The sequence below is a fragment of the Pseudomonas baltica genome (assembly GCF_014235765.1).
GTDB classification, from domain to species: Bacteria; Pseudomonadota; Gammaproteobacteria; order Pseudomonadales; family Pseudomonadaceae; genus Aquipseudomonas; species Aquipseudomonas baltica.
This window is the reverse complement of record NZ_JACMYH010000005.1, coordinates 45,578-70,299: the sequence shown is the minus strand read 5'-3', so window position 1 is coordinate 70,299 and position 24,722 is coordinate 45,578. Positions and strand designations below refer to the sequence as shown.

Sequence of the window (24,722 nt, the reverse complement as noted above, 5' to 3'; positions counted from 1 at the left end):
AGTGATCACCGCAGTGCGGGCGTGACGATCACCGTGCAGGTCGTGCCGGCTGCCAGCAGCATGCCTTCGGGCACCTCGTCCAGCTGGATGCGCACCGGCACTCGCTGCGCCAGGCGAACCCAGTTGAAGGTCGGATTGACGTCGGCGGTCAGCTCGCGGCTTTGCGGGTTGTCGCGGTCATAGATGCCGCGCGAGATGCTGTCCACATGGCCCTTGAGGGTCTCGCCGCTCATCATCTGCAACTGCGCCGCGTCGCCGACATGCACATGGGGCAGCTTGGTTTCTTCGAAATAGCCGTAGACCCAGAACGAATGTTCATCGACCACGGCCAGCTTGGCCTCACCCACCCGCGCGTAGTCACCGACATGCACGTTGAGGTTGGTGACGTAGCCATCCACCGTGGCCAACACACGGGTGCGGTCCAGGTCCAGCTGCGCGGCCTCGAGGCGCGCTTCGGCCTGTTGATAGTCGGCCAGCGCCGAGGCGGCGACGTTGCTGGCGTCCTCGCGACTTTCCCTGGAGATCACCAGTTCATCGAGATCGGCACGACGGCTGGCATTGACCTTGCGCATGTCCCAAGCGGCCTTGCGCGACGCCACCAGCGCCTGCGCCTGCTTGACCGCCAGGCGGTAGTGCGCCGGATCGATCTGCAGCAGCACGTCGCCCTTGCGCACACGCTGGTTGTCGCGCACCGGCACCGCCGTGACGTAGCCCGACACATCGGCGGCGACGTTGACGATGTCCGCGCGCACGCGTCCGTCGCGGGTCCAGGGTGTTTGCATGTAGTGCACCCACAACTGGCGACCGATGAAAATCGCCAGTGCCAGCACCAGCAGGGTCGCCAACAGGCTGAAAAACTTTTTCATTGCGCAGGTTCTCACCGGTAGACAGTCAGCGCCATGGCGCCGAACAGACAGACGAACAGGCTCAGGCGCAACAGCGCCGGGTGCCAGAAGAATCGGTACACATCGAGGCTGGCGAACAGCCGGTCGAAGGCCCAGGCCAACCCGGCGGCGAGCACGAACAACAGGGTCATGGTCGGCATGTACAGACCATGGAAGGCGATCTCACGCGGCATGCTCGGCTCCAGGCGCGGCCAGTTCGGCAAGGGGTGATTGCGGGTCCAGCAACGAACTGCGGATGAAGTGCAGGTAACTCTGCACCCGGCGCAGCGCCGAGGTATCGAAATGTCGGGCGAAGGGCTCGTCGGTGTTCCTGACCAGGTGAATGGCCTGCTCCACGGCCGCCAACGCGCGCTGGAGGTTGCCCGACTGGGGCTGGATGAACAGGCGAATCAGCGCACGCCCCAGCACCCGGATCGACTGGCGCCACGGCTGCCACGGGGCATAGGCCGGGTGCACCGGCAAGCGCTCCTGCTCGCGGCGCAGCTCGATGATGGCGTGCCCCACCTCCATCACCACGAACATCCAGCGCAGCAGGTTGCGCTGCACCTGTGGCTGCCCGGCCGCCAGGCCATAGGCCTGATGCAGCAGGTCGCGGGTCCGGCTCTCGAAGGCCGAGCCCAGGCCGCGCGGCTTGCCGCTGATGGCGAACACCACCAGGGCGCGCAGGTCCTGCTCCAGGCGCTGCCACATCCAGCGACTGTTGGGCGGCAGGATGACCGCGCCAGCGGCAGCGCAGAACAGCATCCCCAGGACCATGCCAATGTAGTCGTTGATGAACGCATACGGATCGTACTGGGTGAGGTTGCCGGGCACCGAGCCCATGGAAAAGAAGATCAGCAGGCCCAGTCCATAGCCAACGAAGCGAGGTCGAGAGGCAAGGAAGGCGCCCAGCGTCAGCACCGGCGCGAGGGTCAGGCACAGTAGCGCGAAGCCGTCGATCCACGGCAGCACGAAAAAGGTCGTGTAGAAGCCGACCAGCGCCCCCAGCAAGGTGCCGCAGGCCATCTGGAACGACATCCGCCGCGGGTTCGGTGACGCCGCCGACAGGCCCACGGTGGCTGCAGCCACCAGGGTCATGGTCGCGCCGCTGGGCCAGGCCGTCGCTATCCAATAGCCGCCCAGCAGCAGCAACACCAGCGCGCCGCGAATACCGGCGGCGGCGCTGGCCAGCCAGTTGGTCTGCGCCCGGTACGGCTCGTCCCAGCGCTCGCGGGCATGCCGATGCTCGGCCAGCGAGGCATGCGTCTGGGCATAGCCGTGCAGTTCTTCGACGAAGCGATAGAGCAACTCCGAAGCGGTGTGAAAGTCCAGCAGGTCGTCATCTTCCGGACCACTCTGCTCGAAGCTGTCACGCAAGCTGCGCACCTGTGCTGGCAGCGCGTCCTTGTACTGCACCATGCGCCGGGCCAAACGTGCGGCATCGGCATCGGTCAAGGCCTGCCCGGCGAAGTCGTCCAGCACGTGCGTCAATGCCTGCAAGGCCGGTTCGATGGCGGTTACCACCTGGCGATGACCGCGCGCGCGGATACGCTCGAGTGATTGGTGCAGCGCATTGAAGCGGGTCGTCACCGCCATGAATTCACTGTTCAGTCGGCTGACCCGACCATTGCGTCGGCGCATGTGCGGGTCTTCGAAGGCCGTCACACTGCGCAGGCTCTCCAGGCCCACCGCTTCGGCGATGAAGCGCACGTTGTCGGCTTCGAACTGTTCCCGTGCGCTGTCACCGCGCAGGCCATCGGCGGCGAACCGGGCGAACACGCCAAAGCGCTGATACAAGGCGTTGCGCATCGAAGCGGAGGCCGACTGCGGAAGAATGGCCGCGCTGACCGCCGTCGCGACGAGAATGCCCAGGGCAATCTCCAGCACGCGCCAGACCGCCGCCATGAAGGCGCCGTCCGGATGGGCCAGGGCCGGCAGACCGACCATGGCCGCGGTATAGCCGGCCAAGACGAAGCCGTAGGCGCGGAAGTTGCGGCAGCGCATGGCACCGGTCGAGCAGAGGCCGACCCACAGCGCCAGGCCGCACAGGAACAGCTCGGTGTTCTGCGCGAACAGGGCGATCAACACCACCGTCACCGCCGATCCCGCCAGGGTGCCCAGCAGACGATAGAAACTTTTCGCGAAGACGTGGCCGCTTTGCAACTGCATGACGATGAACACAGTGATCATCGCGGTACGCGGTTGTGGCAGCTCCAGGCGCATGGCCAGCCACAGCGTGGTGAATGCGGCCAGCAGCACCTTGAAGATGTAGATCCAGGTGACGCCATCGCTGCGTGCCCAGTCGAAGAAACCCCGGCGCCAGGGCAGGCTGCCCAGCCAAGTGGTCATCTACCGATCACCACCAGTGGCTTGGGAACCTGCAGACGCTGCGCGGCAGGGGTATCGCTGCCCGCCCCCAGACCACCGCCCAGGGCCGTGACCAACTGCGCATGCACCGCCAGCCGCGCAGCCTGCACCTGTTGCTCGATCTGCTGCTGGCGCAACAGCAGGGTCTGTGCATTGAGCACTTCCAGGTAGCCGGTCAGACCGCGCTGGTAGGCGATCAGGGCAATGTCGTAGCTCTTGCGCGCCGAAGCCACCGATTGCTCGGCGAAGGCCTGTTGCTTGTCCATGGAGGCGCGCCGAATCAGCTGGTCGGAGATCTGCTTGAGCGCCTCCACCAGCGTCTGGTTGTAGCGTGCCACCGCCAGGTCGTAGCCGGCCGATGCATCGGCCAACTGGGCACGCAGCCGACCGCCATCGAAGATCGGCAGGCTCAATGCGGGGCCGGCGTTGTAGCTCAGCTTGCGGCCGGCGAGGAACTCCAGCATGCCGCCGCCAGTGGCCAAATAGCTCAGGCTGCCGACCAGATCGACATTGGGATAGAAGCCGGCATGGGCCACGTCGATACCCCGTGCGTTCGCCGCCACCGCCCAGCGGCTGGCGACCACATCCGGGCGCTGCCCCAGCAACTGCGCGGGCAGCACCGAGGGCAACCCAAGCGGCGCTTGCAGAGACAGGCCTGGACGCATGAGTTGGCTGCCCTGCCCCGGCCCTTTGCCCGCCAGTGCGGCCAGTTGGTTCTGGGCCAGAGCAATCTGCTCATCCAGGGCGTCGATTTGCCGATGGGTTTCCGGCAGCAGGGTCTCGGCCTGGCTGACTTCCAGATGGGTGCCGATGCCGCCGCGCAGACGCCGCTGCGCCAGCGCCAGGATCTGCTCTTGCTGGGTCAGTGTGCTGTGCACGATGTCGCGCTGGGCATAGTGCAATGAGAGCTGGATGTACGCCTGCACCACGTTGCTCGCAAGCTCCAACCGGGCCTGCCGCGCCTGAGCGACGCTCATGTGTGCAAGGTCGACGGCGCGCTCGCTGGCATTGCGCTCACGGCCCCACAGGTCCAGCGCATAGGTGAAGCCCAGACCGGCGTCATTGTCCCACGTGGTCTGGCGCGACAGGTCGCCGGGACCATAGAAGGGGTCGGCAGGCCAGGCGTGGCGATGCAAATGAGCGCTGGCGTCGATGTGCAGGGATTCGGCGGACTCCGCCAGCCCCGCCATGGCCTTGGCCTGGCGCACGCGGGCGGCCGCCATGGCCATGCTCGGGCTGCCGAGCAAGGCCAGGCTCACCCAGGCATCGAGCTGCTTGTCGCCATACGCTTGCCACCATTGGCCCTCAGGCCAGCGAGCATCCTGGACGGCGGTTTGAATGGCAGCGTCGGTGGCCAGCGCATCGGCCGACAAGGCTTCGCTCTCAGGAGCGATGCCGGCAGTGCCGATACAGCCGGTCAAGGCCAGGGTCAAGATCCAGATACTGAGGGTTTTCAACTCGTCGATGAGGCGGCGCGGCACTGCGGCGATTTCCGGAAAGGGGGTAGGCGTGCGGAGGGGTCTGGGCCGGCATTCTAGAGCGGGTGCACAGCGGCGATAAGCTGGAATTACTGCGAATCTTTGTTACCGAACCGGTGATAATCCTTCTGTATAATTGTTGCTTCATGCGACAATTTGTCCGTCGAACCAGAGACCGAATCATGGACACCTTGCAAAACATGCGTGCGTTCACCTGTGTGGCCGAAGCCGGCAGTTTCACCGCCGCCGCCGCGCAACTGGACACTACCACCGCCAACGTCTCGCGCGCGGTGTCCAACCTCGAAGCCCACCTGCAGACGCGGCTGCTCAACCGCACGACCCGACGCATTGCCCTGACCGAGGCCGGCAAACGCTACCTGGTGCGCTGCGAGCAGATCCTCACCTATGTGGCGGAAGCCGAGGCCGAGGCCAGCGACGCCCATGCGCGGCCTTCGGGGCAGTTGAAGGTGCACACCATGACCGGCATCGGCCAGCACTTCGTGATCGACGCCATCGCGCGCTACCGGCGTACCCATCCGGACGTGACCTTCGACCTGACCCTGGCCAACCGGGTCCCGGACCTGCTCGACGAAGGCTATGACGTGTCCATCGTCCTGGCCAGCGAGCTGCCCGATTCGGGCTTCGTCTCGCAACGCCTGGGCATCACCTACAGCATCGTCTGCGCCTCCCCCGAATACGTGAAGGCTCATGGCTCGGCGCGCACGCCCGGCGATCTGCGCGACCATGCCTGCCTGCGCCTGGTCAGCCCGGTGGTGCAACTGGAAAAATGGCTGTTTCAGGGCCCCGATGGTCAGGAAATGGTCAACATCAGCAACGCACCGTTCCAGGTCAATTCCGCCGATGCGATGAAGACCGCCATCAGCAGTGGCATGGGCGTGGGCGTGCTGCCCATCTACGCGGCCATCGACGGCCTGCGCAACGGCACGCTGGTACGCATGCTGCCCGAGTACCGCCTGCAGGAGTTGAACCTGTACGCCATCTATCCGTCCCGTCAGTACCTGGATGCGAAGATCAAGACCTGGGTGGAATACCTGCGCGGTTCGCTGCCCGACATTCTGGCGGCGCACGACGCCGACCTGCAGACCTTCGACCTGCAGATCGCCAACTGAACCGGGATTGTTTCTGCTCGATCGGGAATGTTAGCGTGCTCTCATTACCTCCCGACGAGCACACGCCCAATGAAAAAAACCGTCCTCGCGTTCAGCCGTATCACTCCTGCCATGGTCGAGCGGCTCGAAGCGCATTTCGACGTCATCGTGCCCAACCCGAAGGCGGGTGACATCGCCGCGCAGTTCAACGAGGCGCTGCCCAAGGCCCACGGCCTGATCGGCGCCGGCCGGCCATTGGGCCGCAAGCAACTGGCCGACGCCGCCAACCTGGAGGTGGTTTCCAGCGTGTCGGTGGGCTACGACAACTACGACGTCAGCTATTTCGACGAGCGCGGCATCATGCTCACCAACACCCCTGACGTACTGACCCAAAGCACCGCCGACCTGGCCTTCGCCCTGATCATGAGCAGCGCCCGGCGCGTGGCCGAACTGGACGCCTGGACCAAGGCCGGCAACTGGAAAGCCAGCGTCGGCCCCGACCAGTTCGGCACCGATGTGTACGGCAAGACGCTGGGCATCGTCGGCCTGGGCAATATCGGCGCGGCAGTGGCACGCCGCGGACGGCTGGGCTTCGACATGCCCATCCTGTACAGCGGCAACAGCCGCAAGCCTGAACTGGAGCAGGAACTGGGTGCGCAGTTTCGCAGCCTCGAGCAACTGCTGGCGGAGGCGGATTTCGTCTGCCTGGTAGTGCCGCTCAGCGACAAGACGCGGCACATGATCGGCACCGCCGAGCTGGCGCAAATGAAGAAGAGCGCCATTCTGGTCAATATCTCGCGCGGGCCGGTGGTCGATGAAGCGGCGCTGGTGCAGGCGCTGCGCGACGGCACCTTGCGCGGCGCCGGCCTGGATGTCTACGAGAAGGAACCGCTGGCCGAATCGCCATTGTTCCAGCTGGGCAACGTCGTGACGCTGCCGCATATCGGCTCGGCCACGGCGCAGACCCGTGATGCCATGGCTTATCGCGCCATCGACAACCTGACGGCGGCGCTGCTCGGCAAACGCCCTCAGGATCTGGTCAACCCGCAGGCGTTCAAGGGCTAGGGCGAACCAGCGCCGCGCTGCCCGGCACCGGCTGCGCCCCCAGCGACCCAGTCGACGGGGGCGTCGCCGGCCTGGCGCCCTTGCGAAACACCAGCACGTTGCCAAGCATCACCAGTACCAGCCCGCCCAGGGCCGGTGCGGTCCATTGGTACCCTTCGGCATAGGCCGAGACGTTCAACGCCACCACCGGGAACAGCACCGTGCAGTAAGCGGCGCGCTCGGGGCCCATGCGACCCACCAGGGTCAGGTAGGCGGTAAAGCCGATCACCGAGCCGGGTATCACCAGGTACAGCAGCGAGCCGACGTAGCGCATGCTCCAGTCGATGGTGAACGGCGTGCCGCGCAGCAGGCAATAGCCGCCCAGCAGCAGCGCTCCGTACAACATGCCCCAGGCATTGGTGGTCAGCGGCCTCAACCCGGCTTTCTGCTGCACGCTGGAGAGCATGTTGCCCGCCGAGAAACACAAGGTGCCCAGCAGCGCCAGGCCCAGGCCGAGCAGGGTCTGCGGGCTGGCATCATGGCCGGCCAGCTCCGGCCAGAACAGCAGGCCCAGGCCAAGCAGGCCAAGACCACCTGCACCGATCACGCTGGCGGTGATCCGTTGCCCCAGAAAGATCCGCGCGTTGAGTGCATTCCACAAGGTCGCCGTGGAGAACACCACCGCGATCAGCCCGGTCGGCAGCCACTGGCTGGCGGTGAGAAAACACATGAAATTCACGCAGAACAGGCACAGCCCCTGGGCCAGGCAGATGAAGTGACCACGCCGACCCATGGCCTGCAGTCGCCGGGTGGCCAGCAGGATCACGAACAGCACCAGCGCGGCGAGGCCGAACCGGTAGACGATGGACACGGGAATCTCGACCACGCCCAGTTGCAGCTTGAGGGCGATCCAGGTCGTTCCCCAGATCAGTACGGTCAGCAGATACAACGATAGGTTCATGGCAAGGCCCTCCGGGGTCAGGGGCCCATTGTCCGAGCAGCGGCCGATCCCGGCTTGCACAAACTTGCGCTTTTTCTGCCGCTGCACTGGCAGCTTTCCCGCGACGCAGTACCATGGCCACGGAGGTATCGACCATGACTGCTTTGCTGGACCTGCAAGTGTTTCAGGCGCTGCACAACTCGCGCCACGCGCGCCTCGAGCACAGCGCCGAACTGGGCGACTCGATGGTGGCGGCGTTGTGGAGCAATCACCACGATGCCCAGGAGTATCAGGCGCCGACCCATCACACTCTGTCGTGCTACATCGGCGGCGGCACGGGCACCTTTCGCCGCGATCGCCCTTGGGAGAAAGGCGCGCCCGGCAAGCAGTGCATCCTGCCGGCCGGGCATGAGTCGGCGTGGGTCATCAACGGTGACATCCGCCTGGCTCATCTCTATTTCAGCGCCGAGCAGTTTGCGCTGGGCTGCGTGACGCTGCTGGACCGTGAGCCCCGGGAAATGCAGTTGCGCGAGAATACCTTCCTCGAAGACCCGGCACAGGCGCGGCGCTTCGCTCGTCTGATCACGTTGAACTGGAACGAACCGGGGGAGCGCGTGCTGACCAGCAGCCTGGCCCACGAGATGCTTGCTCACGCCCTGCTCAGCCAAGCGGTCGCGCGTCCGCAGCTACGCCTCAAAGGTGGGCTTGCAGCTCATCAGCGGCGCCTGCTTCGCGACTTCATCGAGTCGCAGTTGGCCGAACCTCTGAGCCTCGGCCAACTGGCAGCCTTGTGCAGCTTGTCGGAGTACCACTTCGCACGGATGTTTCGCACCAGCTTTGGCTTGCCGCCGCATCAATACGTGCTGGCTCGACGGATCGCCCGCGCCCGCACGCTGTTGCGCCAGACGCACCTGCCCTTGGGCGAGGTGGGGCTGGCATGCGGCTTCGCCAGCGCCAGTCACTTCAGCAATCGGTTTCGCCAGGCAAGTGCGGTATCCCCAGGCGAATATCGCCTGGCTGGCACCTGACGGCAGACTGGCGAGCAGCTCGCGCTACCAGTGTGCCACTGCCGCCAACGGCCCCAGCAGCAGGCCGACTGCGGCCAATGCCAGGGCCCAGCGTGGTCGGTACGGCAACAGCCACACCAGGAATACCGCGCTGCCCATCAACACTGCGGTCCAGCGCACCAGCCCCATGGCCCAGCCAGCGCTGAGCACCGAGACCCACAGCGACAAGGCCAGCAAAGCCCAGCCTGCCATGCGCAATTGCACCTTGCGCGAAGGACTGGGTCGATGCCCGAGCATTTCCTGATGATGACGTTCCATGGCCAGGCACAGGGCACTGAAGCCGGCATAACTGAGCAAACCTGCAGCCAACATCAGTGCACCTCGCCAGGCATGGTAGGACGCGCACGCACCGTCCGCGCCACCGGCAATGCCGCCAGCACAGCGCGGCGACGTATCTTCATGACCACCCACGCCAGCACCAGGCCGCAGCCCAGGGCGCTGAGATCGACGCCTGCCAATACCCAGTCGCCGGCGGCGATGGACGCCGGCAGGCCATGGTTGGTGGTGAGCAGGCTCAGTAACGGCACACTCGCCAGGGCAATCGCCGCCAGACCCAATTGCTCGATCCAGGCCTTGCTGCCACTGCGCACAGCGGCATGCACGATGCTCAATAGCCAAACCACGAAGAAGCTGTCGACCTCGATGCCGGCACGCTCCGGATAGGTCGCCGGCAGCAGCCGGTTGGCCCACATGAAGCCTGCCACCGCCAGTACCAGCCCGGCCATGCCGGCCACGTTCAACACTTCCACCAGACGCAGCTCGAAGGGCCGCACACCGCTGCGGGCATGCTTGAGCTGACGTTTGCCCAGCCACATGACCAGGCCCGTACCGATCAGCAAGGTGCTGCCCAGGCCGCAGAAGAAATACAGCCAGCGCAGCACGGGCCCGGCGAACAGCCCCATGTGCAACCCATAGAACGTGCCCGCGATGGCTATTGGCGTGGAGCTTTCGCGCGGCTGCTCGAGCACCGCGCCCGTGGTACCGGCGAAGGTGATGGCTGCGCCTAGGTCGCGGCTCACGCTATCGCCGTCATGGCGGCTGAACTGCACCTGAGCGTTGGCATCGCCCGGCATCTGCACCGACACCCGGCCGATGCTGCCTCCGGGCCATTGCTGCAGCGCACGGTCGTACAGCCCTCCCAGATTCACCAGCGGCGCAGGCTGCCCGGCGGCGACCAAACGCTGGTTGCCCGGATAGATCTCGCTGAAGAACGCCTGGGTATCGCCATCGTAGCGGCTGTTGATGCTCGCCGGCATGAGCATGGTCATGAAAATCACCAGGCTGCTGTAGGTGATCATCAGGTGAAAAGGCAGCACCAGCACGCCGATCGCGTTGTGTCCATCGAGCCAGGAACGCGCGCCCTTGCCGGGGCGGAAGGTGAAGAATTCCTTGAAGATCTTCTTGTGGGTGATGATGCCGGTGACCAGCGTCACCAGCATGACCATCGCCGCCAGGCTACTCAGCCAGCGGCCCCAGGGGTAGCCCATTTGCAGCTGGTAGTGGAAGCGATAGAAGAAGTCGCCGCCGCGGCTGTCGCGCGCCTCGATTCGCTGCCCGGTCTGCGGGTCCAGGGTCTGCCGGGTGAAGCTGCCGCGCCCGCTTTTGTTCGGGTCCTGCCACATGACCGAAAGCGCTGGCTCGCGCGCGTCCGGCAGGCTGATGAACCAGCGCGACGATTGCCCGGCATTGGCCTGCAGGTAGCTCTGCGCCTGCGTCAGGCTGGCCCGAGCGTCGAGCACGCGCACCGGCACTTCGGGCTGTGCCCAATGGCTGATCTCGTCCTTGAAATAGGACAATGTTCCGGTGAGGAAGATGGCGAACAGCAACCAGCCGAACACCAGCCCCGCCCAGGTATGCAACCACGCCATCGCCTGGCGGAAGCCTTCTCTCACGGCAGGTGCTGCCAGTGCAGAAGACCCGCCATCGCGGCCAGTATCAGTCCCGGAATGGCCAGGCCCAGCCAGGCTCGACCGGCGCTGTGCGAGGCGAAACACCAGAGCACGGCCACCAGATACACGAGGAACGACAGCATCATGGCGCTGACCACGGCCTCGCCGCGTGCCATGGGCAGCAGCCAGGCGATGCATACGCTTGCAAGTGCCGCCAGCACGTAGCCGCCAAATACGGCCGCGACGATGCGAGAGGCCACTGCCCAACGATACGAGGCAGGTACCCCGCCGATTCTGCTTCTCATGAAAGACCTTCAAACGTACGAACGCGGCACTGAATCGTGCTGATAATAATGATAAATATTCTCATGCGCAAAGACCGTTGACGTTTATCTTGTGCTGCAACACTTTTTGCCGACGCTGGGACGGCTGTCGACCTTGCCCAAACGGCGGCTCATCCGTAAGATACGAACAATTCTTATTCTGCTGCGCACCCCATGGCGCCGGAGTGTTCGCGGTGAGCCCTGTGACTTCCCCTGCCTCGCATTCGGTCGAGGGCCTCTACCTCGTCCATCGCCGCTGGCTGACCGAGTGGCTGCGCAGCCGTCTGGGCTGCCCGGACAACGCTGCCGACCTCGCCCAGGACACCTTCATGCGCCTGTTGACCGCGCGCGAGGTCACGCCCATCCGTGAACCGCGGGCGTTTCTCACCACGGTGGCCAAGCGCGTGCTGTTCAACCACTACCGTCGCCAGGATCTGGAGCGCGCGTATCTGGAGGCCTTGAGCCAGATGCCCGAGCCCCTTGCACCCTGCGAAGAACACCGGGCGATCATCCTGCAGACCCTGCTCGAGCTGGACGCGGTACTCGAAGGTCTGCCGGTCACGGTCAAGCGTGCGTTCCTGATGGCACAGGTCGATGGCCTGGGCTACCGCGAAATCGCCAGTGAACTCGGTATATCCCTGGCTACGGTAAATCGCCATCTGCACAAGGCAGCCCTGCGCTGCTACTTCGCGCTGTGAACGAAGCCCGCAGTTTTTCTCCGCACGTGGCCGAAGAGGCCGTGCAGTGGCTGCTTGAACTGCAACAAGGCCCGCTCGATCCGCGCCAGCAGCAGGCATGGCAGCGCTGGCTGCACGCCGACGGCGAGCACCGTCGCGCCTGGGATCACATCCAGAAGGTCAATCAGCAGTTCGCCGGCCTGCCCGCTTCCCTGGCGCAGGCTACCGTGGGCGCACCCCACTCGCCCGGCCGCCGACGCGCCCTCAAGGCGCTGTTGCTGTTGGGAATGGCCGGTGCAACCACCCTGGCCCTGCGACAACAGCACTGGCTGCCGCCGCTGGTGGCCGACTACCGCAGCCCGCTGGGCCAGCGCCGCCAATTGCAACTGGACGACGGCAGCCGGATCCACCTCAACACCACCAGCGCCGTGGACGTGCGCTTCGATGCGGGTCGGCGCCTGATCCACTTGCTCGAAGGCGAGATCATGCTCACGGCGGGTGCCGATGCGCGGCCCCTGCTCATCGGCACCGACCAAGGGCTGATCACCGCTGGCCGGGGGCAGGTCAATGTTCGCCAACTGCCGGGCAGCACCCAGGTGCAGGCACTGCAGGGCGCCGTCACCCTCGAGGCCGCCGGGCTGCACGATGAGCCACGGCGCCTGGCCGAAGGCCAGCAGCTCGAGTTCGAACGCCAGCGCTTCAATCCGGCGCGACCACTGGACGCCAACAGTGGCGCCTGGGTCGACGGCATGCTGATCGCCGCGCGCATGCGCCTGGGCGACTTCCTGGCCGAGGTAGGCCGTTATCGCCGCGGCCAGCTGGACTGCGACGCCCGCGCTGCCAATCTGTTGCTCTCCGGCAGTTTCCCCCTGGGCGATACCGAGAAAATTCTCGATTCACTGGAGGCGGCGCTGCCAGTGAAAGTCCGGCGCTTCACCCGCTATTGGGTCACGGTGCAATCCCGGGTCTAGCCATGCCAGGTTTGGCGGCGAGCATTTATTTACACCCTCGGTGAGCCGTTTTGCCTTGCTCGCGTGACAGACAGGGTAACTCCCACTACATCCTGCCTGGAAACGCCGAATGTCCAACCTGCCCACCCCACTCGCCCGCGCCCTGCGCTGTCTGTTGCTCGGCACTGCCGTGAGCGTGGCTCAACTGCCGCACGCCATGGCCGCCGAGGGCTCTACCCGCGAGTACCACATCGCGCCCGCGTCGGTCGAAAGCGCGGTCAATCAGTTCGGCCGCGAGGCAGGTGTACTGATTTCATTCGGCTCGACGACCCTGGCAGACCAGCCCAGCCGTGGCCTGCAAGGCAGCTACAGCGTCGAACAGGCACTGGCGGTACTGCTTGAAGGTACCGGCTTGCACGCGCAGCCGTTGGGCGATGGCGCCTACAGCCTGGAAGCCACACCTGTGGCCCAGCCTGGCAGCGCCGGTGCTGCGGTCGAACTGGGTGCGTCCAGTGTCGTGGGCGACTGGCTCGGCGCCGCCGAACAGACCAACGTGTTCGAGCACGCCGGTGCCCGGGACGTGGTGCGCCGCGAAGACTTCGAACGCACTGGCGCCACCAGCGCGCGCGATGTCCTCAACCGCATTCCGGGTGTCAATGCACCACAGAACAACGGCACGGGCAGCCATGACATGGCGATGAACTTCGGCATCCGTGGGCTCAACCCACGCTTGGCGACCCGCTCCACGGTGCTGATGGACGGCATCCCGGTGCCGTTCGCGCCCTATGGCCAGCCGCAGTTGTCGTTCGCCCCGGTCAGCATGGGCAACATGGACGCCGTGGACGTGGTGCGCGGCGGCGGCGCGGTGCGCTACGGCCCGCAGAACGTCGGCGGCATCGTCAACTTCGTGACCCGCGCGATTCCCGATGCACCTACCATCAAGGGCGGCTTGCAGACCCAGGCCAGCCCTTCGTCGAGCCAGGACGGCTTCAAGACCACCGGCAACCTGCTGGCGGGCGGTACTGCCGACAACGGCCTGGGCGGCGCCCTGCTCTACTCCGGCGTGCGCGGCGGCGACTGGCGCGAGCACAGCGATACCCAGATCGACGACCTGATTCTCAAGGGCAAATACCAGATCGACGAAGCCAACAGCCTCAATGCCCAGGCGCAGTACTACGAAGGCGAGGCCGACATGCCCGGTGGCCTCAGCGCAGCCGACTACAAGGCCGACCCCTATCAGTCGACCCGCCGCTACGACAAGTTCTGGGGGCGCCGCACCATGGTCAACTTCGGCTACCGCTACCAGGAAGATCGCCGCGAATTCACCGCCAACACCTTCTTCACCAAGACCCTGCGCAGCGGCTACCTGGACCAGGGCAACTTTCTCTCACTGTCGCCCCGCGAGTACTGGGTACGCGGTGTAGAGACGCGCTTCTCCCAAGGCTTCGATCTGGGCCAGACACAGCACGAAATGAGCGTGGGCTACCGCTACATCAGCGAGGCGGGCCATGAGCTGCGCTACCGCACGCCGATCAGTGCCAACCAGCAGTTGCCCAGCACCGACAGCCGCAACGACCGGGATACCCGCGGCGGCACCCAGGCCCACGCCTTCTATGTCGACGACCGCATCGATATCGGCCGCTGGACGTTCACGCCCGGCATCCGCTACGAGATGATCGACTCGCAGCAGACCAACAACCTCACCAACGTCAAATACCAGGGCGACTACACCACCGCCTTGCCGGCCCTGAACGTGCTCTATCACGTCAACGAGAACTGGAACCTGTACGCCAACACCGAAGGCTCGTTCGGCAGTGTGCAGTACAGCCAGATGCCCAACCGTGTGACCGGCGGCGAAGTGAAGCCGGAAAAGGCCCGGACCTGGGAGCTGGGGACGCGTTACGACAACGGCAATCTGCGCGCGGAAATCGGTGCGTTCCTGATCAACTTCGACAACCAGTACGACAGCAACCAGACCAACGACACGGTGATCGCTCGCGGCGAGACTCGCCATCAGGGTATCGAGACCAGCATCAACTACGCACTGGACGGTTTGAGCCCGGCCCTGGCCGGTTTCGACGTTCACGCCAGCTACGCGTTCGTCGATGCCACCATCCGCGAAGACGGCCCGAACAAGGGCAACCGCGTGCCATTCTCGTCACGCCACAAGGGCACCCTGGGCGTTGGGTACACCCAGGGCCCGTGGAAGCTCGACCTGGACAGCAGCTACCAGAGCAGCCAGTTCGCCGACAACGCCAACACCCAGGCCGAAAGCGCCGATGGCAGCACCGGGCGCATCCCAGGCTACATGCTCTTCAGCAGCCGCGCCGGCTACGACTTCGGCCCGCAATTGTCCGACTTGAACGTCGCGGTGGGCGTGAAGAACATTTTCAATCACCAGTATTACACCCGTTCCTTCGACGACAACAACAAGGGCAAGTACGTGGGCGAGCCGCGCACCGTCTACGTGCAAACCTCCGTCGCCTTCTGACGCTGGCAGCGTGCGCCTGCTGCCGTTGAACCCCTGTGGCAGCGGGTCGGAGGCCAGGATTGCACCACGCAGAGTTTCGGGTTTCGCACTTATTTCAGAAAAAGTTCGAAAAAGTTACTGAATATTTATCTTCGTCAGGGGGTTGAATTGTTTCTTCAACTCCCTGACCTTGTACTTCAAGAGGCGATGAATATCAGTGTCATCGAATCTCTAGCTAGCAAGCCGAATAAGGGATGAACTATGCAGATCCAGGTCAATAGCGATAACCATATTCAAGGCGATGCCCGCCTGCAGGAGTGGGTACGCACCGTAGTGGAAAACGCAGTCGAGCATTATCAGGAGGATCTCACCCGTATCGAGGTTCATCTCGCCGACGAAAACGGCCAGAAATCCGGGCCCGACGACATGCGCTGCCAGATGGAAGCGCGTCCAAAAGGTCACCAGCCCATTTCCGTGACGCACAAGGCAGAAACCTTGGACCTGGCGGTCGATGGCGCCGCCGAGAAGCTCAGCCACGCTTTGGAGCACATGTTCGGCAGGCTGCGCAACAAGCGTGCAGCCAACCAGCAAACCATTCCCGATGGTCCGAACGAAGCCTTGCTCGAAGAAGAGTTTCTGGAAAACGAACAGGTGCTCAACAGCAAGTCCTGAGCGCTGCAACGTGCAAGAAGGCGAGCCTCGAGCTCGCCTTTTTTATTGCCTGCGAACAAGCCTTTCCGTCTGGGCACGGCGATTGCTACATCGATTGTGGGGAAGTAAGGCGCAGTTACATATAGCAAAAGATGAAACGCGGCGCCGACCGGCGGTCTTGAACCAGTAACTAATCGCCTAGTCCATTAACGAAGTTCGACTATTGCAGGTAGTACATGATGGATAATCCATTCCAAGCCCTGAGCGATGCGTTCCAACCCGAGTACCGCGTCAACCTGAGCATTCAGCGTCTGGATGGCAGCATCATGCTGACCCTGTCCAACGAGCGCGGCGTTGCCGCCAAGCGCGTGATCACCGCCGAACAGCGCAACGACCCCAAGCGCATGCGCCGGCTGATCGAAAGCATCCAGTTCGGCATGGCCATCGAGCAAGGTGGCAGCGCCATGCAGATCCTGGCGGCGATGACCGATGCCGGCAACATCGAGAAGCTGGGCAGCAAGCCAGTCCTTCGCGCCAACGCCGCGCACACCTCGCCGGTCGCCGCCAGCCTGCAATGAGCCGCCGTGCGGCTCAGCTGTCGGACTTCTCCTTTACCGATGGATAGCGCGAAGACCCATAGCGCACCACCAGAATGGCGAAAGCCAGGAGCAGGATGCCACCGCACAGGTAGATGATGCCCAGATCCGGTGCATTGTGGTGCGAGACATCGCCGATCAGCAGGCGAGTCAGGGCGGTGATTGCCACGTACAGCAGGAAGCGGATGGGCATGTGGTTGGTCTTGAAGTAGATCCCCACCATCGCCCCCAGCTCCAGATAGATGAACAGCAGCAGAATGTCGTCCACGCTCACGCTGCCCTTCTCTACCATTCCCAGAAAAGCGCTGACAGCCGCCCAGGCGGTGATGGCGCCAATGCCGAACAGCGCCAGATAGTGGAACGCCTCGACGCACAGATTGCCCAGCGAATCGGCCTGGGCGTGCAGACTCCCGCGAAGTTTTTCGGCCCATTTCATTGCCTGTATTCCTTTTGCCAACCGATGGTGAGATGCGCCTGAACGCCTATGCTCGTTCAGGGCATGCAGCATAAGGGCCAGGCATGGCGGGTGAGAAGCAGCCAGACTGTCGCAGGGCCCCTCGTCGGCACCTCTGTTCAAGCCTGCCGATTTGCCTTATGCTTGGCACTGTATAAACGAACAGTAGTTGTACTGAAACCATTCCCTAGGCAAATGAGGTGGTCAATGGCCGTCGAAGTGGTATACCGCAGCAGCCGAGATCTGGAGCGCCTGTTTATGGACAAAGCTGAAGCCGATCGTCACGACAAAATGCTCGAGCTGGCTGAGTTGCTGGCAGACGTACTGAAAAAAGCCGTGCCGTCACTCGATGACAAACAGGTCGAAGACGCCGGTATCTACATGGCGAAAAACCGCGACATCTTCGCCAAGGCATTCAAGAGTCAGCCCGATGCCCTGAACGAGTTGCTCACGGCGACGGCCGACCCCGCCGAGCAGGCCTGATCGTCAGGCCTGCAGCGCTTGCACGAACTCGGCCAGCCAGGGCTCTGCGTCGGTTTCCGGGGTGACGCTTTCGCTGGCGTCCAGGCGCAGCATGTCCTGAACCTCGTGCACGCCCAGCTCTGCAAACAACTCGCGCAACTGTTCGCCGCCGCCGCAATAGGTGTCGTAGCTGGAGTCACCCAGCGCGATCACACCACCGGGCAGGCCACGCAGCGCCGCCGGCAGTTCATCGCGAAGCTGAGCGTACAGCGCCATGATGTTGTCCGGCAGTTCGCCCATGCCGGTGGTCGAGGTCACCGCCAAAACAGCCTCGGGCGCGAATGCCAGCACGTCCTGCAGAGTGGCTCGCGGGTTGTGCCAGGCCTGGATATCCTGTCGCTTTAGCAGCTGCTCGGCATGCCGGGCGACTTCCTCGGCCGCGCCATAGACCGAACCGCTGAGGATGGCAACTTTCATGATGACTGTCTCGGACCGTTGAAAGCGCTGATCTTACCAGCCCGACCGCGCATTGAAAGACAGGATCTGACGTACTGGGATCCCTCCCGCAGCCCGTATGAATTAGACTACGCTGCACGCTAGGGAACCCTGACATGATCAATGCGAAGCTGCTGCAACTGGTGATCGATGCGTCCAACGACGGCATCGTCGTCGCCGAACAGGAAGGCGAGGACAACATCCTCATCTACGTCAATCCGGCGTTCGAGCGCATGACCGGCTATACGTCACTGGAAATGCTCTACCAGGACTGCCGCCTGCTGCAGGGTGACGACCGCGACCAGCCTGCGCGCCAGCGCGTGCGCGAGGCGATCGACCAGGGATTGGCGTGCCGTGAGGTGCTGCGCAACCACCGCAAGGACGGCAGTTTCTTCTGGAATGAGCTGTCGATCACCCCGGTACACAACGACAGCGATCAACTGATGTACTACATCGGCATCCAGAAGGATGTCAGCAGCGAGGTCGAAGCGCAGCAGCGCATCGTCGCGCTCGAGCAGCAGGTGGCGGCGCTGCAACAGCGCATCGTCGAACTCGAAACCCCTGCCCCGCCCGGTGCGGTATGACCGCCATGGGCGTTTTCCAATGTTGCTTCGAGTCACCCTTTGCCGCGAGTGCACGCCATGCCGCCTGATGTGTTGCTGACCCAGGACGAACTGGAGTTTCTGCGGGCGATGCAGGCCAACCCGCAGCTCAATGTTCGCGATACCCTGCTCAACCTTTCCATCAAGGGTGGACCGCAGGTTCGCGATCTGCTGATGCGCCTGGCATCCCACGAACAGGTCACCATCGAAGCACACCTGGAAAACCAGCAGATCAGCTTTCCGCTGCAGGTCGTGGAAGACGAGTTCCAGGCGGCGCACCTGGAGCTGGGGGCACCCAGCATCTATGAGGACGGACCGATGTTGCGCCCGTGGCGGCTGAGCCTCGCGCAGCCGATCGTGCTGCGCGACGGCGAAGGGCGTGACAGCGACTTCTGGGTCCGTGACATTTCCTTCAAGGGCGCCTTGCTCGAGGTCCGCAATGGGGCACAGGCCCCCTCGCAATTCCAGCTGTGGTTCACCCCCGAAGGGTGCGCACCGATCCCGTTGCGCGGTTCGATGATTCGCGAGGCCGAGCACGGCTTGTTTGCCTACCGGCTCAGCCAGAACAACGCCAAGGCGATAGAGTCCTTGCGCCAGTTCATTCTGATGCACCACCAACTGGTGCATCCGCAACTGCACACCTGAATGCGCCGAATCAGCTGTCCAGATGCCCGGCCAGGTACTGCTGCAAACGCCGTTGCATCAAACGGCCATCGCTGCCCAGGCAGGCGATCTCAGTGGATCGCAGGCTGTCCTGCATGATTTCGGACAGCTCTCCGGCCAACAGCAACGGGCAGCTCAGGGCGTTGTTCAGTCTGGCCAGCTGCCGTGGCAGTGCCGGTGGCGCTGGGCGATTGGAGAACAGCACCACTGCCTGGGGCGCGAGCTTTTCACAGACCAGGCTCAGCTCTTCGAGCGGCTGGCCCAGACCGAGCAGTTGCACTTCGACTTGCGGTCCGCCCAGCAGCAGGCCTGTGACCTGAAGCTCGAGTTCCCGACACTGCTCTGGTATGGCCACCAGCAATACCCGGCTGTCCTGGCCCTGATCGGAAGCTAGGCGCAGCCGTTGCAGCGTGCGGGCACGCAGGAAGGTGTCGAGGAACAACCATTCGCTGGCCTGGCCAAAGTGGCCCTGATGCACCAGCAGCTCCTGCCAGACCGGCATCAGCACCTGTTCGAATACCACGGCCAGCGGATAGCTGGAAAACACCTGGCCGTAGACCTGATCGAGCCGAGCTTCGGCAAACTCACGTACGCACTGGCGAATCCGCTCCTGCCACTGCTGCCATTCACCGTGCTCGTCGCAGGGTCCGGGCAGAGCGGTTCTGGCCTGCTGGGTGCGCGCCAGGATCTTGCCCACCTTGCTCACCGCCACGCCCCGCTCTATCCAGCCCAGGATACTGCGCACCTCTTCGATATCGGCCAGGGAGTACAAGCGGTGCCCACTTTCGGTGCGGGTAGGCTGCACCAGACCATAGCGGCGCTCCCACGCACGCAGCGTGACCGGGTTGATACCGGTCAACCGGGCCACCTCGCGAATGGGGTACAGCTCGTCCAGCGCGTGGTCTTGCACGCCGGGCAATCGGGTGCCGGATTCGCTCATTGCTAGTCAACCGCCGCCAGGAACAGGAACGCACAGTGTAACCGCTGGCAGAGGCTTGGGGTTTGTGGATGATCCAACCGACGGTAGATGTGCACGCAGCGGTTTTCGGGAATAATACTTGCTTGATTTCAGATGCACGCCACCACCCCGGCGCTGCATTCGATGGAGGCTCCTACCCGGAGCGCCAGACTGCCTGGAGATACACGATGTCTACCTCCCCCGTTACCCTGATGGTTGCGCGCCGCGTGGCCGATGGCAAATATCAGGACCTGATCGCCTGGCTGCATGAGGGCGAACAACTGGCGACCGATTTTCCAGGTTACCTGGGTTCAGGCGTTCTGGCGCCCGCGCCGGGCGATGACGAATTCCAGATCATCTTCCGTTTTGCCGATGAAACCACGCTGCATGCATGGGAGCATTCTGCCTCCCGTCGCTCCTGGCTTGGCCGTGGCAGTGAACTGTTCGCCCAGCCACACGTGCACCGGGTCAGCGGCACCGAAGGCTGGTTCGGTGACAGTGGCCTGCAGCGCCCGCCGCGCTGGAAACAGGCGGTGGCCATCTGGCTGGCGTTCTTTCCGGTGTCGTTGATCTTCAACTTCCTGTTCGGTCACGTGCTGAACGAGATCAGCCTGGTGCCCAGAGTCATGCTCAGTACCCTGGCCCTGACCCCGCTCATGGTGTTCTTTTTCATTCCGCTGTCGACGCGCCTGTTGCGCGGCTGGTTGCACGCCACGCCGAGCCGGGCGCCGCTGCCCAAGGCCAAGGTGGCGTGAACGGCCGGACCTGCTGCGCTTTGTGATATAAATCGGCGCAGCAACCTGCCGACGAAGAGCTCGCCCCATGCCTCACCCGATCCTCATTACCGGCGCCAGCCAGCGCATCGGCCTGCATTGTGCCGAACGCCTGCTGGGCGAAGGCCAACCGGTCATCATCAGCTATCGCCAGGAGCGCGAAACCGTTGCGCACCTGCGCGAGATGGGCGCGGTGACCATCCATGCCGACTTCGCCAGCGAAGCCGGCATCCTGGCCTTCATCGACGCACTCAAGGCGCAGACCACCCAGCTGCGCGCCATCGTGCACAATGCCTCGGCCTGGATCGCGGACAGCGCCGCAGACGAAGCCGCCGCGTTCCAGCAGATGGTCAATGTGCACATGCTGGCGCCCTATCTGATCAACTTGCACTGCGCCGACCTGCTGCGCGCGTCGAAACCTGCCGACATCGTGCACATCAGCGATGACGTGACGCGCAAGGGCAGCGCCAAGCACATGGCCTATTGCGCGAGCAAGGCGGGACTGGACAACCTCACGCTGTCGTTCGCGGCGCGGTTCGCGCCCGCGATCAAAGTGAACGGGATTGCCCCGGCGCTGATTCTGTTCAACCCGGATGACGATGCCGACTATCGCTACAAATCGCTGGCCAAGTCGGCGCTGGGCATCGAGCCGGGTGCCGAGGTCATCTACCAGAGCCTGCGCTACCTGTTGGAAAACCCCTACGTGACGGGCACGACCTTGACCGTCAACGGCGGCAGACACGTAAAATAGGCATGCCTGCGTCGGTTCGGCACGACGCTGGCCCCGAACATTCTGCGGAGCACACAACGATGGCACCACTGCAGCCAGGAATGGCACGCATCCGGGTCAAGGACCTGCGCTTGCGCACCTTCATCGGTATCAACGAAGACGAAATCGTCAACAAGCAGGATGTGTTGATCAACCTCACCGTCCTGTATCCGGCGCTCGAAGCGGTGCGCGACAACGATATCGAGCATGCCCTGAACTACCGCACCATCACCAAGGCGGTGATCCAGCATGTGGAGGGCAACCGGTTTGCCCTGCTCGAACGCCTGACCCAGGAGATTCTCGATCTGGTCATGCAGAACACCGCCGTGCGCTATGCCGAAGTGGAAGTCGACAAGCCCCATGCGCTGCGCTTCGCCGAATCGGTTTCGATCACCCTCGCCGGCAGCCGCTGACCGGTTGCCGCCCAGCAGGAGAGCGACATGAACGAACAACAACGCCTGGAATTGGAAGCAGCGGCTTTCCGCCGCCTGGTCAAGCACCTGGACGAACGCAAGGACGTGCAGAACATCGACTTGATGAACCTGGCAGGCTTCTGCCGCAATTGCCTGTCCAAGTGGTACAAGGCGGCCGCCGACGAGCAGCAGGTCGAGGTCAGCCTCGATGAGGCGCGAGAAGTCGTCTACGGCATGCCTTATGCGCAGTGGAAGGCGCAATACCAGCAGGAAGCCAGCGCCGAGCAGCAGGCGGCCTTCGCCAAGGGGACGCCCAATGCGTGATGTGAATTCGCTGCGCACCAGCCTGGCCAGCGGTGAACATCAGTTCGCCGCGACGCTGGCCTTCGTCGCCGAGCACTATGCCTATGAGCCACAGGCATTCAGCAACGGCGCTCTGGACAATGCTGCCGGGCAGAACGAAGGGTCCTGCAAGACCCTGGGCCTGGCACTGCTGGAAGGCTTGAGCGATGAAGAGGCACTGCTGGCGTTTGGCGAACACTACCGTTCGGTGGTGGCGACGCCCGAGGGCAGTGATCACGGTAATATCCGCAACCTGATGGCGCATGGGTTGGCAGGGGTGAAGTTTTCCGAACTGCCGCTGACCCGGCGGGGCTAACGGGCAGGCATGAAAAAACCGACCTGCAGGGGTCGGTTTTTTTGTGCCCGGCTTTGGGGCCTCTTCGCGGGTAGAACCCGCTCCCACAAGGAACTGCATGACCCGTGAAGGGCACTGCCCCTGGCCCACCAGGTCTTGCATGGCCAGTGAGGGACACTGCCCCCGGTGGGAGCGGGTTCTACCCGCGAAAGCCGCGCTGCGGTTCTGGATCAGAACGAAGCGTTGGCCAGCCCATCCAGATAACGCTCTACATCCAGCGCTGCCATGCAGCCGGCACCGGCCGAGGTAATTGCCTGGCGGTACACGTGGTCAGCCACGTCGCCGGCAGCGAATACGCCCTCGACGCTGGTCGCGGTGGCGTTGCCTTCACGCCCGCCCTGAACCACCATGTAGCCGTCCTTCAGAGCCAATTGCCCGTCGAACAACGAAGTGTTCGGCGTGTGACCGATCGCGATGAACACGCCATCGACCTTCAGCTCTTCGGCAATGCCATCGTTGTTGCGCAAGCGCGCACCGGTCACGCCCATGTTGTCGCCCAGCACCTCTTCCAGCGTGGCATTGAGCTTGAGTTCGATCTTGCCTTCGGCCACGCGAGCGTGCAGCTTGTCGATCAGGATCTTCTCGGCGCGAAAGGTATCGCGACGATGGACCAGGGTCACCTTGCTGGCGATGTTGGCCAGGTACAGCGCCTCTTCGACCGCCGTGTTGCCACCGCCCACTACCGCGACTTCACGGTTGCGATAGAAGAAGCCATCGCACGTGGCACAGGCCGAAACGCCCTTGCCCATGAACGCCTCTTCCGACGGCAAGCCCAGGTACCGCGCGCTGGCGCCGGTGGCGATGATCAGCGCGTCGCAGGTGTAGGTTGCGCTGTCACCCGTCAAGGTGAACGGCTGGGCAGCAAGGTCAACGGCATTGATGTGGTCGAAGACGATTTCGGTTTCAAAGCGCTCGGCGTGCTCGCGCATGCGCTCCATCAGGGCCGGGCCGGTCAGGCCATGGGGGTCGCCCGGCCAGTTGTCGACTTCGGTAGTGGTGGTCAACTGACCGCCTGCCTGCATGCCGGTAATCAGCAGCGGCTTGAGGTTGGCGCGCGCAGCGTACACGGCAGCGCTGTAACCGGCAGGGCCGGAGCCCAGGATGATCACGCGGGAATGACGGGTTTGAGACATGACTAACTCCTGACTGCCGGACGTTGGCGCCGATCCGGTGCGGCTGGAATAAAAAGGACTGGCAAGGCACCTTGGGGAAGGTTCAACGCCGCCAGCCCAGAAACTTGCCCGTGAAATCCAGGCAGGGTCAGCGCTTACAGGCTCTTGGCATTTCCAGCCAGGTAGTCGGCGACGCCCTGAGCATCGGCCTTCATGCCTTTCTGGCCCGGACGCCAGCCGGCCGGGCAGACTTCACCATGCTGTTCGGTGAACTGCAGCGCTTCGACCAGTCGTACCATGTCGTCGACATCGCGACCCAGCGGCAGGTTGTTCACCACCTGGTGCTGCACGACACCTTGCTGGTCGATCAGGAAAGAGGCACGCAGAGCCACGCCATCTTCGTGCTCGACGCCGTAGGCGCGGACGATCTCGTGCTTGACGTCGGCGACCATGGTGAATTCGACCTCACCGATACCGCCCTTCTCCACCGGCGTGCTGCGCCAGGCGTGGTGAGTGAACTGCGAATCGATGGACACCCCGACCACTTCGACACCCAGCTCGCGGAACTTGGCGATGCGGTTGTTGTGGGCGATGATTTCCGACGGGCACACGAAAGTGAAATCCAATGGCCAGAAGAACAGCACCACATACTTGCCACGCAGGGACGACAACTTGAAGCTGTCGACGATCGAGCCGTCGCCCAGTACGGCAGCGGCGTCGAAGTCAGGGGCTTGGCGGTTGACCAGAATGCTCATGAAGAACTCCTTGGAAGCGAAGATGGGAAAGGGTTGAAATTCGATGTGTCCAAGCTTAACGAGGTGGGCCCGATTAGGGAAATACCCTTTGGCAATCCAACCCATAGCCCTCGTCTATACGCGA

The 24,722-nt window shown here is 63.7% G+C and carries 29 protein-coding genes; 16 read left to right on the top strand and 13 right to left on the bottom strand.

Going from position 1 to position 24,722, the window contains the following annotated elements; translation table 11 throughout:
* Window positions 1-5 precede the first annotated feature (5 nt).
* Genes H7993_RS16615 through H7993_RS16600 form a run of 4 tightly spaced genes read right to left on the bottom strand, consistent with a single transcriptional unit; the run spans window position 6 to window position 4,732 of the window.
* Window positions 6-866, bottom strand: a complete 861-nt coding sequence (locus H7993_RS16615) for an efflux RND transporter periplasmic adaptor subunit (RefSeq protein ID WP_122475132.1) — start codon at window positions 864-866, stop codon at window positions 6-8.
* An 11-nt stretch (window positions 867-877) separates the two neighbouring features.
* A complete protein-coding gene (locus tag H7993_RS16610; protein WP_122475134.1) occupies window positions 878-1,078 on the bottom strand; it encodes a DUF1656 domain-containing protein in 201 nt (66 codons plus the stop codon).
* Window positions 1,068-3,233, bottom strand: coding sequence for an FUSC family protein (locus H7993_RS16605; RefSeq protein WP_185795036.1), 2,166 nt, complete (start codon window positions 3,231-3,233; stop codon window positions 1,068-1,070). The genes H7993_RS16610 and H7993_RS16605 overlap by 11 nt, the downstream gene beginning before the upstream one ends.
* Window positions 3,230-4,732 (bottom strand): efflux transporter outer membrane subunit, encoded by a 1,503-nt coding sequence (locus tag H7993_RS16600; protein WP_185795035.1) that lies wholly within the window; start codon window positions 4,730-4,732, stop codon window positions 3,230-3,232. Before H7993_RS16600 ends, H7993_RS16605 begins: the two co-directional genes overlap by 4 nt.
* Window positions 4,733-4,911: 179 nt before the next feature.
* Between H7993_RS16600 and H7993_RS16595 the strand changes: the two genes are divergently transcribed.
* Window positions 4,912-5,859, top strand: a complete 948-nt coding sequence (locus H7993_RS16595) for a LysR family transcriptional regulator (protein WP_122475138.1) — start codon at window positions 4,912-4,914, stop codon at window positions 5,857-5,859.
* Window positions 5,860-5,928: 69 nt separating this feature from the next.
* Window positions 5,929-6,903: a 2-hydroxyacid dehydrogenase gene (locus H7993_RS16590; protein WP_122475140.1), complete on the top strand. Its 975-nt coding sequence runs from the start codon at window positions 5,929-5,931 to the stop codon at window positions 6,901-6,903.
* Here H7993_RS16590 and H7993_RS16585 read toward each other — a convergent pair.
* Window positions 6,893-7,843 carry a DMT family transporter gene (locus tag H7993_RS16585; RefSeq protein WP_185795034.1) on the bottom strand — a complete coding sequence of 317 codons (951 nt, stop codon included), beginning with the start codon at window positions 7,841-7,843 and terminating at the stop codon, window positions 6,893-6,895. The genes H7993_RS16590 and H7993_RS16585 overlap by 11 nt on opposite strands.
* Window positions 7,844-7,977: 134 nt before the next feature.
* Between H7993_RS16585 and H7993_RS16580 the strand changes: the two genes are divergently transcribed.
* Window positions 7,978-8,850 (top strand): helix-turn-helix domain-containing protein, encoded by an 873-nt coding sequence (locus H7993_RS16580; RefSeq protein WP_185795033.1) that lies wholly within the window; start codon window positions 7,978-7,980, stop codon window positions 8,848-8,850.
* A 24-nt stretch (window positions 8,851-8,874) separates the two neighbouring features.
* Here H7993_RS16580 and H7993_RS16575 read toward each other — a convergent pair whose 3' ends face one another.
* Genes H7993_RS16575 through H7993_RS16565 form a run of 3 tightly spaced genes read right to left on the bottom strand, consistent with a single transcriptional unit; the run spans window position 8,875 to window position 11,083 of the window.
* The gene (locus tag H7993_RS16575) at window positions 8,875-9,201 is read right to left on the bottom strand and encodes a DUF3325 domain-containing protein (RefSeq protein ID WP_185795032.1); all 327 of its coding nucleotides are present in this window, start codon (window positions 9,199-9,201) and stop codon (window positions 8,875-8,877) included.
* Window positions 9,201-10,781 carry a PepSY domain-containing protein gene (locus H7993_RS16570; RefSeq protein WP_185795031.1) on the bottom strand — a complete coding sequence of 527 codons (1,581 nt, stop codon included), beginning with the start codon at window positions 10,779-10,781 and terminating at the stop codon, window positions 9,201-9,203. The genes H7993_RS16575 and H7993_RS16570 overlap by 1 nt, the downstream gene beginning before the upstream one ends.
* Window positions 10,778-11,083, bottom strand: coding sequence for a DUF3649 domain-containing protein (locus H7993_RS16565; RefSeq protein ID WP_122475147.1), 306 nt, complete (start codon window positions 11,081-11,083; stop codon window positions 10,778-10,780). Before H7993_RS16565 ends, H7993_RS16570 begins: the two co-directional genes overlap by 4 nt.
* Window positions 11,084-11,295: 212 nt before the next feature.
* Between H7993_RS16565 and H7993_RS16560 the strand changes: the two genes are divergently transcribed.
* The 5 genes from H7993_RS16560 (at window position 11,296) to H7993_RS16540 (ending at window position 16,427) form a co-directional block, all read left to right on the top strand.
* On the top strand, window positions 11,296-11,799 hold the full coding sequence (locus H7993_RS16560; RefSeq protein WP_342345053.1) for a sigma-70 family RNA polymerase sigma factor: 504 nt from the start codon (window positions 11,296-11,298) through the stop codon (window positions 11,797-11,799).
* Window positions 11,796-12,749: a FecR domain-containing protein gene (locus tag H7993_RS16555; protein ID WP_185795030.1), complete on the top strand. Its 954-nt coding sequence runs from the start codon at window positions 11,796-11,798 to the stop codon at window positions 12,747-12,749. Before H7993_RS16560 ends, H7993_RS16555 begins: the two co-directional genes overlap by 4 nt.
* A gap of 109 nt (window positions 12,750-12,858) precedes the next feature.
* A complete protein-coding gene (fecA, locus tag H7993_RS16550) occupies window positions 12,859-15,219 on the top strand; it encodes a TonB-dependent Fe(3+) dicitrate receptor FecA (protein WP_122475151.1) in 2,361 nt (786 codons plus the stop codon).
* A gap of 240 nt (window positions 15,220-15,459) precedes the next feature.
* A complete protein-coding gene (locus tag H7993_RS16545; RefSeq protein WP_122475152.1) occupies window positions 15,460-15,870 on the top strand; it encodes an HPF/RaiA family ribosome-associated protein in 411 nt (136 codons plus the stop codon).
* A gap of 218 nt (window positions 15,871-16,088) precedes the next feature.
* Entirely contained in the window at window positions 16,089-16,427 is a 339-nt protein-coding gene (locus tag H7993_RS16540) for a DUF3509 domain-containing protein (RefSeq protein ID WP_122475154.1), read from the top strand.
* Between the two features lie 13 nt (window positions 16,428-16,440).
* Here H7993_RS16540 and H7993_RS16535 read toward each other — a convergent pair whose 3' ends face one another.
* A complete protein-coding gene (locus tag H7993_RS16535; RefSeq protein ID WP_043192974.1) occupies window positions 16,441-16,881 on the bottom strand; it encodes a phosphate-starvation-inducible protein PsiE in 441 nt (146 codons plus the stop codon).
* A 225-nt stretch (window positions 16,882-17,106) separates the two neighbouring features.
* Between H7993_RS16535 and H7993_RS16530 the strand changes: the two genes are divergently transcribed.
* Window positions 17,107-17,382, top strand: a complete 276-nt coding sequence (locus H7993_RS16530; protein WP_122475156.1) for a YebG family protein — start codon at window positions 17,107-17,109, stop codon at window positions 17,380-17,382.
* 3 nt (window positions 17,383-17,385) lie between these two features.
* Here H7993_RS16530 and H7993_RS16525 read toward each other — a convergent pair whose 3' ends face one another.
* Window positions 17,386-17,838: a flavodoxin gene (locus H7993_RS16525; protein ID WP_185795029.1), complete on the bottom strand. Its 453-nt coding sequence runs from the start codon at window positions 17,836-17,838 to the stop codon at window positions 17,386-17,388.
* Window positions 17,839-17,972: 134 nt separating this feature from the next.
* Here H7993_RS16525 and H7993_RS16520 point away from each other — a divergent pair, with 134 nt between their 5' ends.
* Both H7993_RS16520 and H7993_RS16515 read left to right on the top strand, forming a co-directional pair.
* The gene (locus H7993_RS16520) at window positions 17,973-18,440 is read left to right on the top strand and encodes a PAS domain-containing protein (protein ID WP_122475159.1); all 468 of its coding nucleotides are present in this window, start codon (window positions 17,973-17,975) and stop codon (window positions 18,438-18,440) included.
* A gap of 57 nt (window positions 18,441-18,497) precedes the next feature.
* On the top strand, window positions 18,498-19,103 hold the full coding sequence (locus H7993_RS16515; protein ID WP_185795028.1) for a hypothetical protein: 606 nt from the start codon (window positions 18,498-18,500) through the stop codon (window positions 19,101-19,103).
* Between the two features lie 10 nt (window positions 19,104-19,113).
* On the opposite strand, the gene H7993_RS16510 is transcribed toward H7993_RS16515, so the two are convergent.
* On the bottom strand, window positions 19,114-20,061 hold the full coding sequence (locus tag H7993_RS16510) for a MerR family transcriptional regulator (RefSeq protein ID WP_185795027.1): 948 nt from the start codon (window positions 20,059-20,061) through the stop codon (window positions 19,114-19,116).
* Between the two features lie 206 nt (window positions 20,062-20,267).
* Here H7993_RS16510 and H7993_RS16505 point away from each other — a divergent pair, with 206 nt between their 5' ends.
* The 5 genes from H7993_RS16505 to H7993_RS16485 all read left to right on the top strand — a co-directional run bounded on the left by H7993_RS16505 (window position 20,268) and on the right by H7993_RS16485 (window position 22,692).
* Window positions 20,268-20,834 carry a putative antibiotic biosynthesis monooxygenase gene (locus H7993_RS16505; RefSeq protein ID WP_122475163.1) on the top strand — a complete coding sequence of 189 codons (567 nt, stop codon included), beginning with the start codon at window positions 20,268-20,270 and terminating at the stop codon, window positions 20,832-20,834.
* A gap of 67 nt (window positions 20,835-20,901) precedes the next feature.
* On the top strand, window positions 20,902-21,603 hold the full coding sequence (gene folM / locus H7993_RS16500) for a dihydromonapterin reductase (protein ID WP_122475165.1): 702 nt from the start codon (window positions 20,902-20,904) through the stop codon (window positions 21,601-21,603).
* A 59-nt stretch (window positions 21,604-21,662) separates the two neighbouring features.
* The gene (gene folX, locus H7993_RS16495) at window positions 21,663-22,034 is read left to right on the top strand and encodes a dihydroneopterin triphosphate 2'-epimerase (RefSeq protein WP_049861227.1); all 372 of its coding nucleotides are present in this window, start codon (window positions 21,663-21,665) and stop codon (window positions 22,032-22,034) included.
* 27 nt (window positions 22,035-22,061) lie between these two features.
* Complete coding sequence (locus H7993_RS16490) at window positions 22,062-22,358, top strand: DUF1244 domain-containing protein (protein WP_049861226.1); 297 nt, start codon at window positions 22,062-22,064, stop codon at window positions 22,356-22,358.
* Window positions 22,351-22,692 carry a HopJ type III effector protein gene (locus H7993_RS16485; RefSeq protein WP_185795026.1) on the top strand — a complete coding sequence of 114 codons (342 nt, stop codon included), beginning with the start codon at window positions 22,351-22,353 and terminating at the stop codon, window positions 22,690-22,692. Before H7993_RS16490 ends, H7993_RS16485 begins: the two co-directional genes overlap by 8 nt.
* 209 nt (window positions 22,693-22,901) lie before the next feature.
* Here H7993_RS16485 and trxB read toward each other — a convergent pair whose 3' ends face one another.
* Together trxB and H7993_RS16475 are read right to left on the bottom strand one after the other, a co-directional pair.
* Complete coding sequence (gene trxB, locus H7993_RS16480) at window positions 22,902-23,864, bottom strand: thioredoxin-disulfide reductase (protein ID WP_122475169.1); 963 nt, start codon at window positions 23,862-23,864, stop codon at window positions 22,902-22,904.
* Between the two features lie 134 nt (window positions 23,865-23,998).
* Window positions 23,999-24,598, bottom strand: coding sequence for a peroxiredoxin (locus H7993_RS16475; protein ID WP_122475170.1), 600 nt, complete (start codon window positions 24,596-24,598; stop codon window positions 23,999-24,001).
* Between the last annotated feature and the right edge of the window lie 124 nt (window positions 24,599-24,722).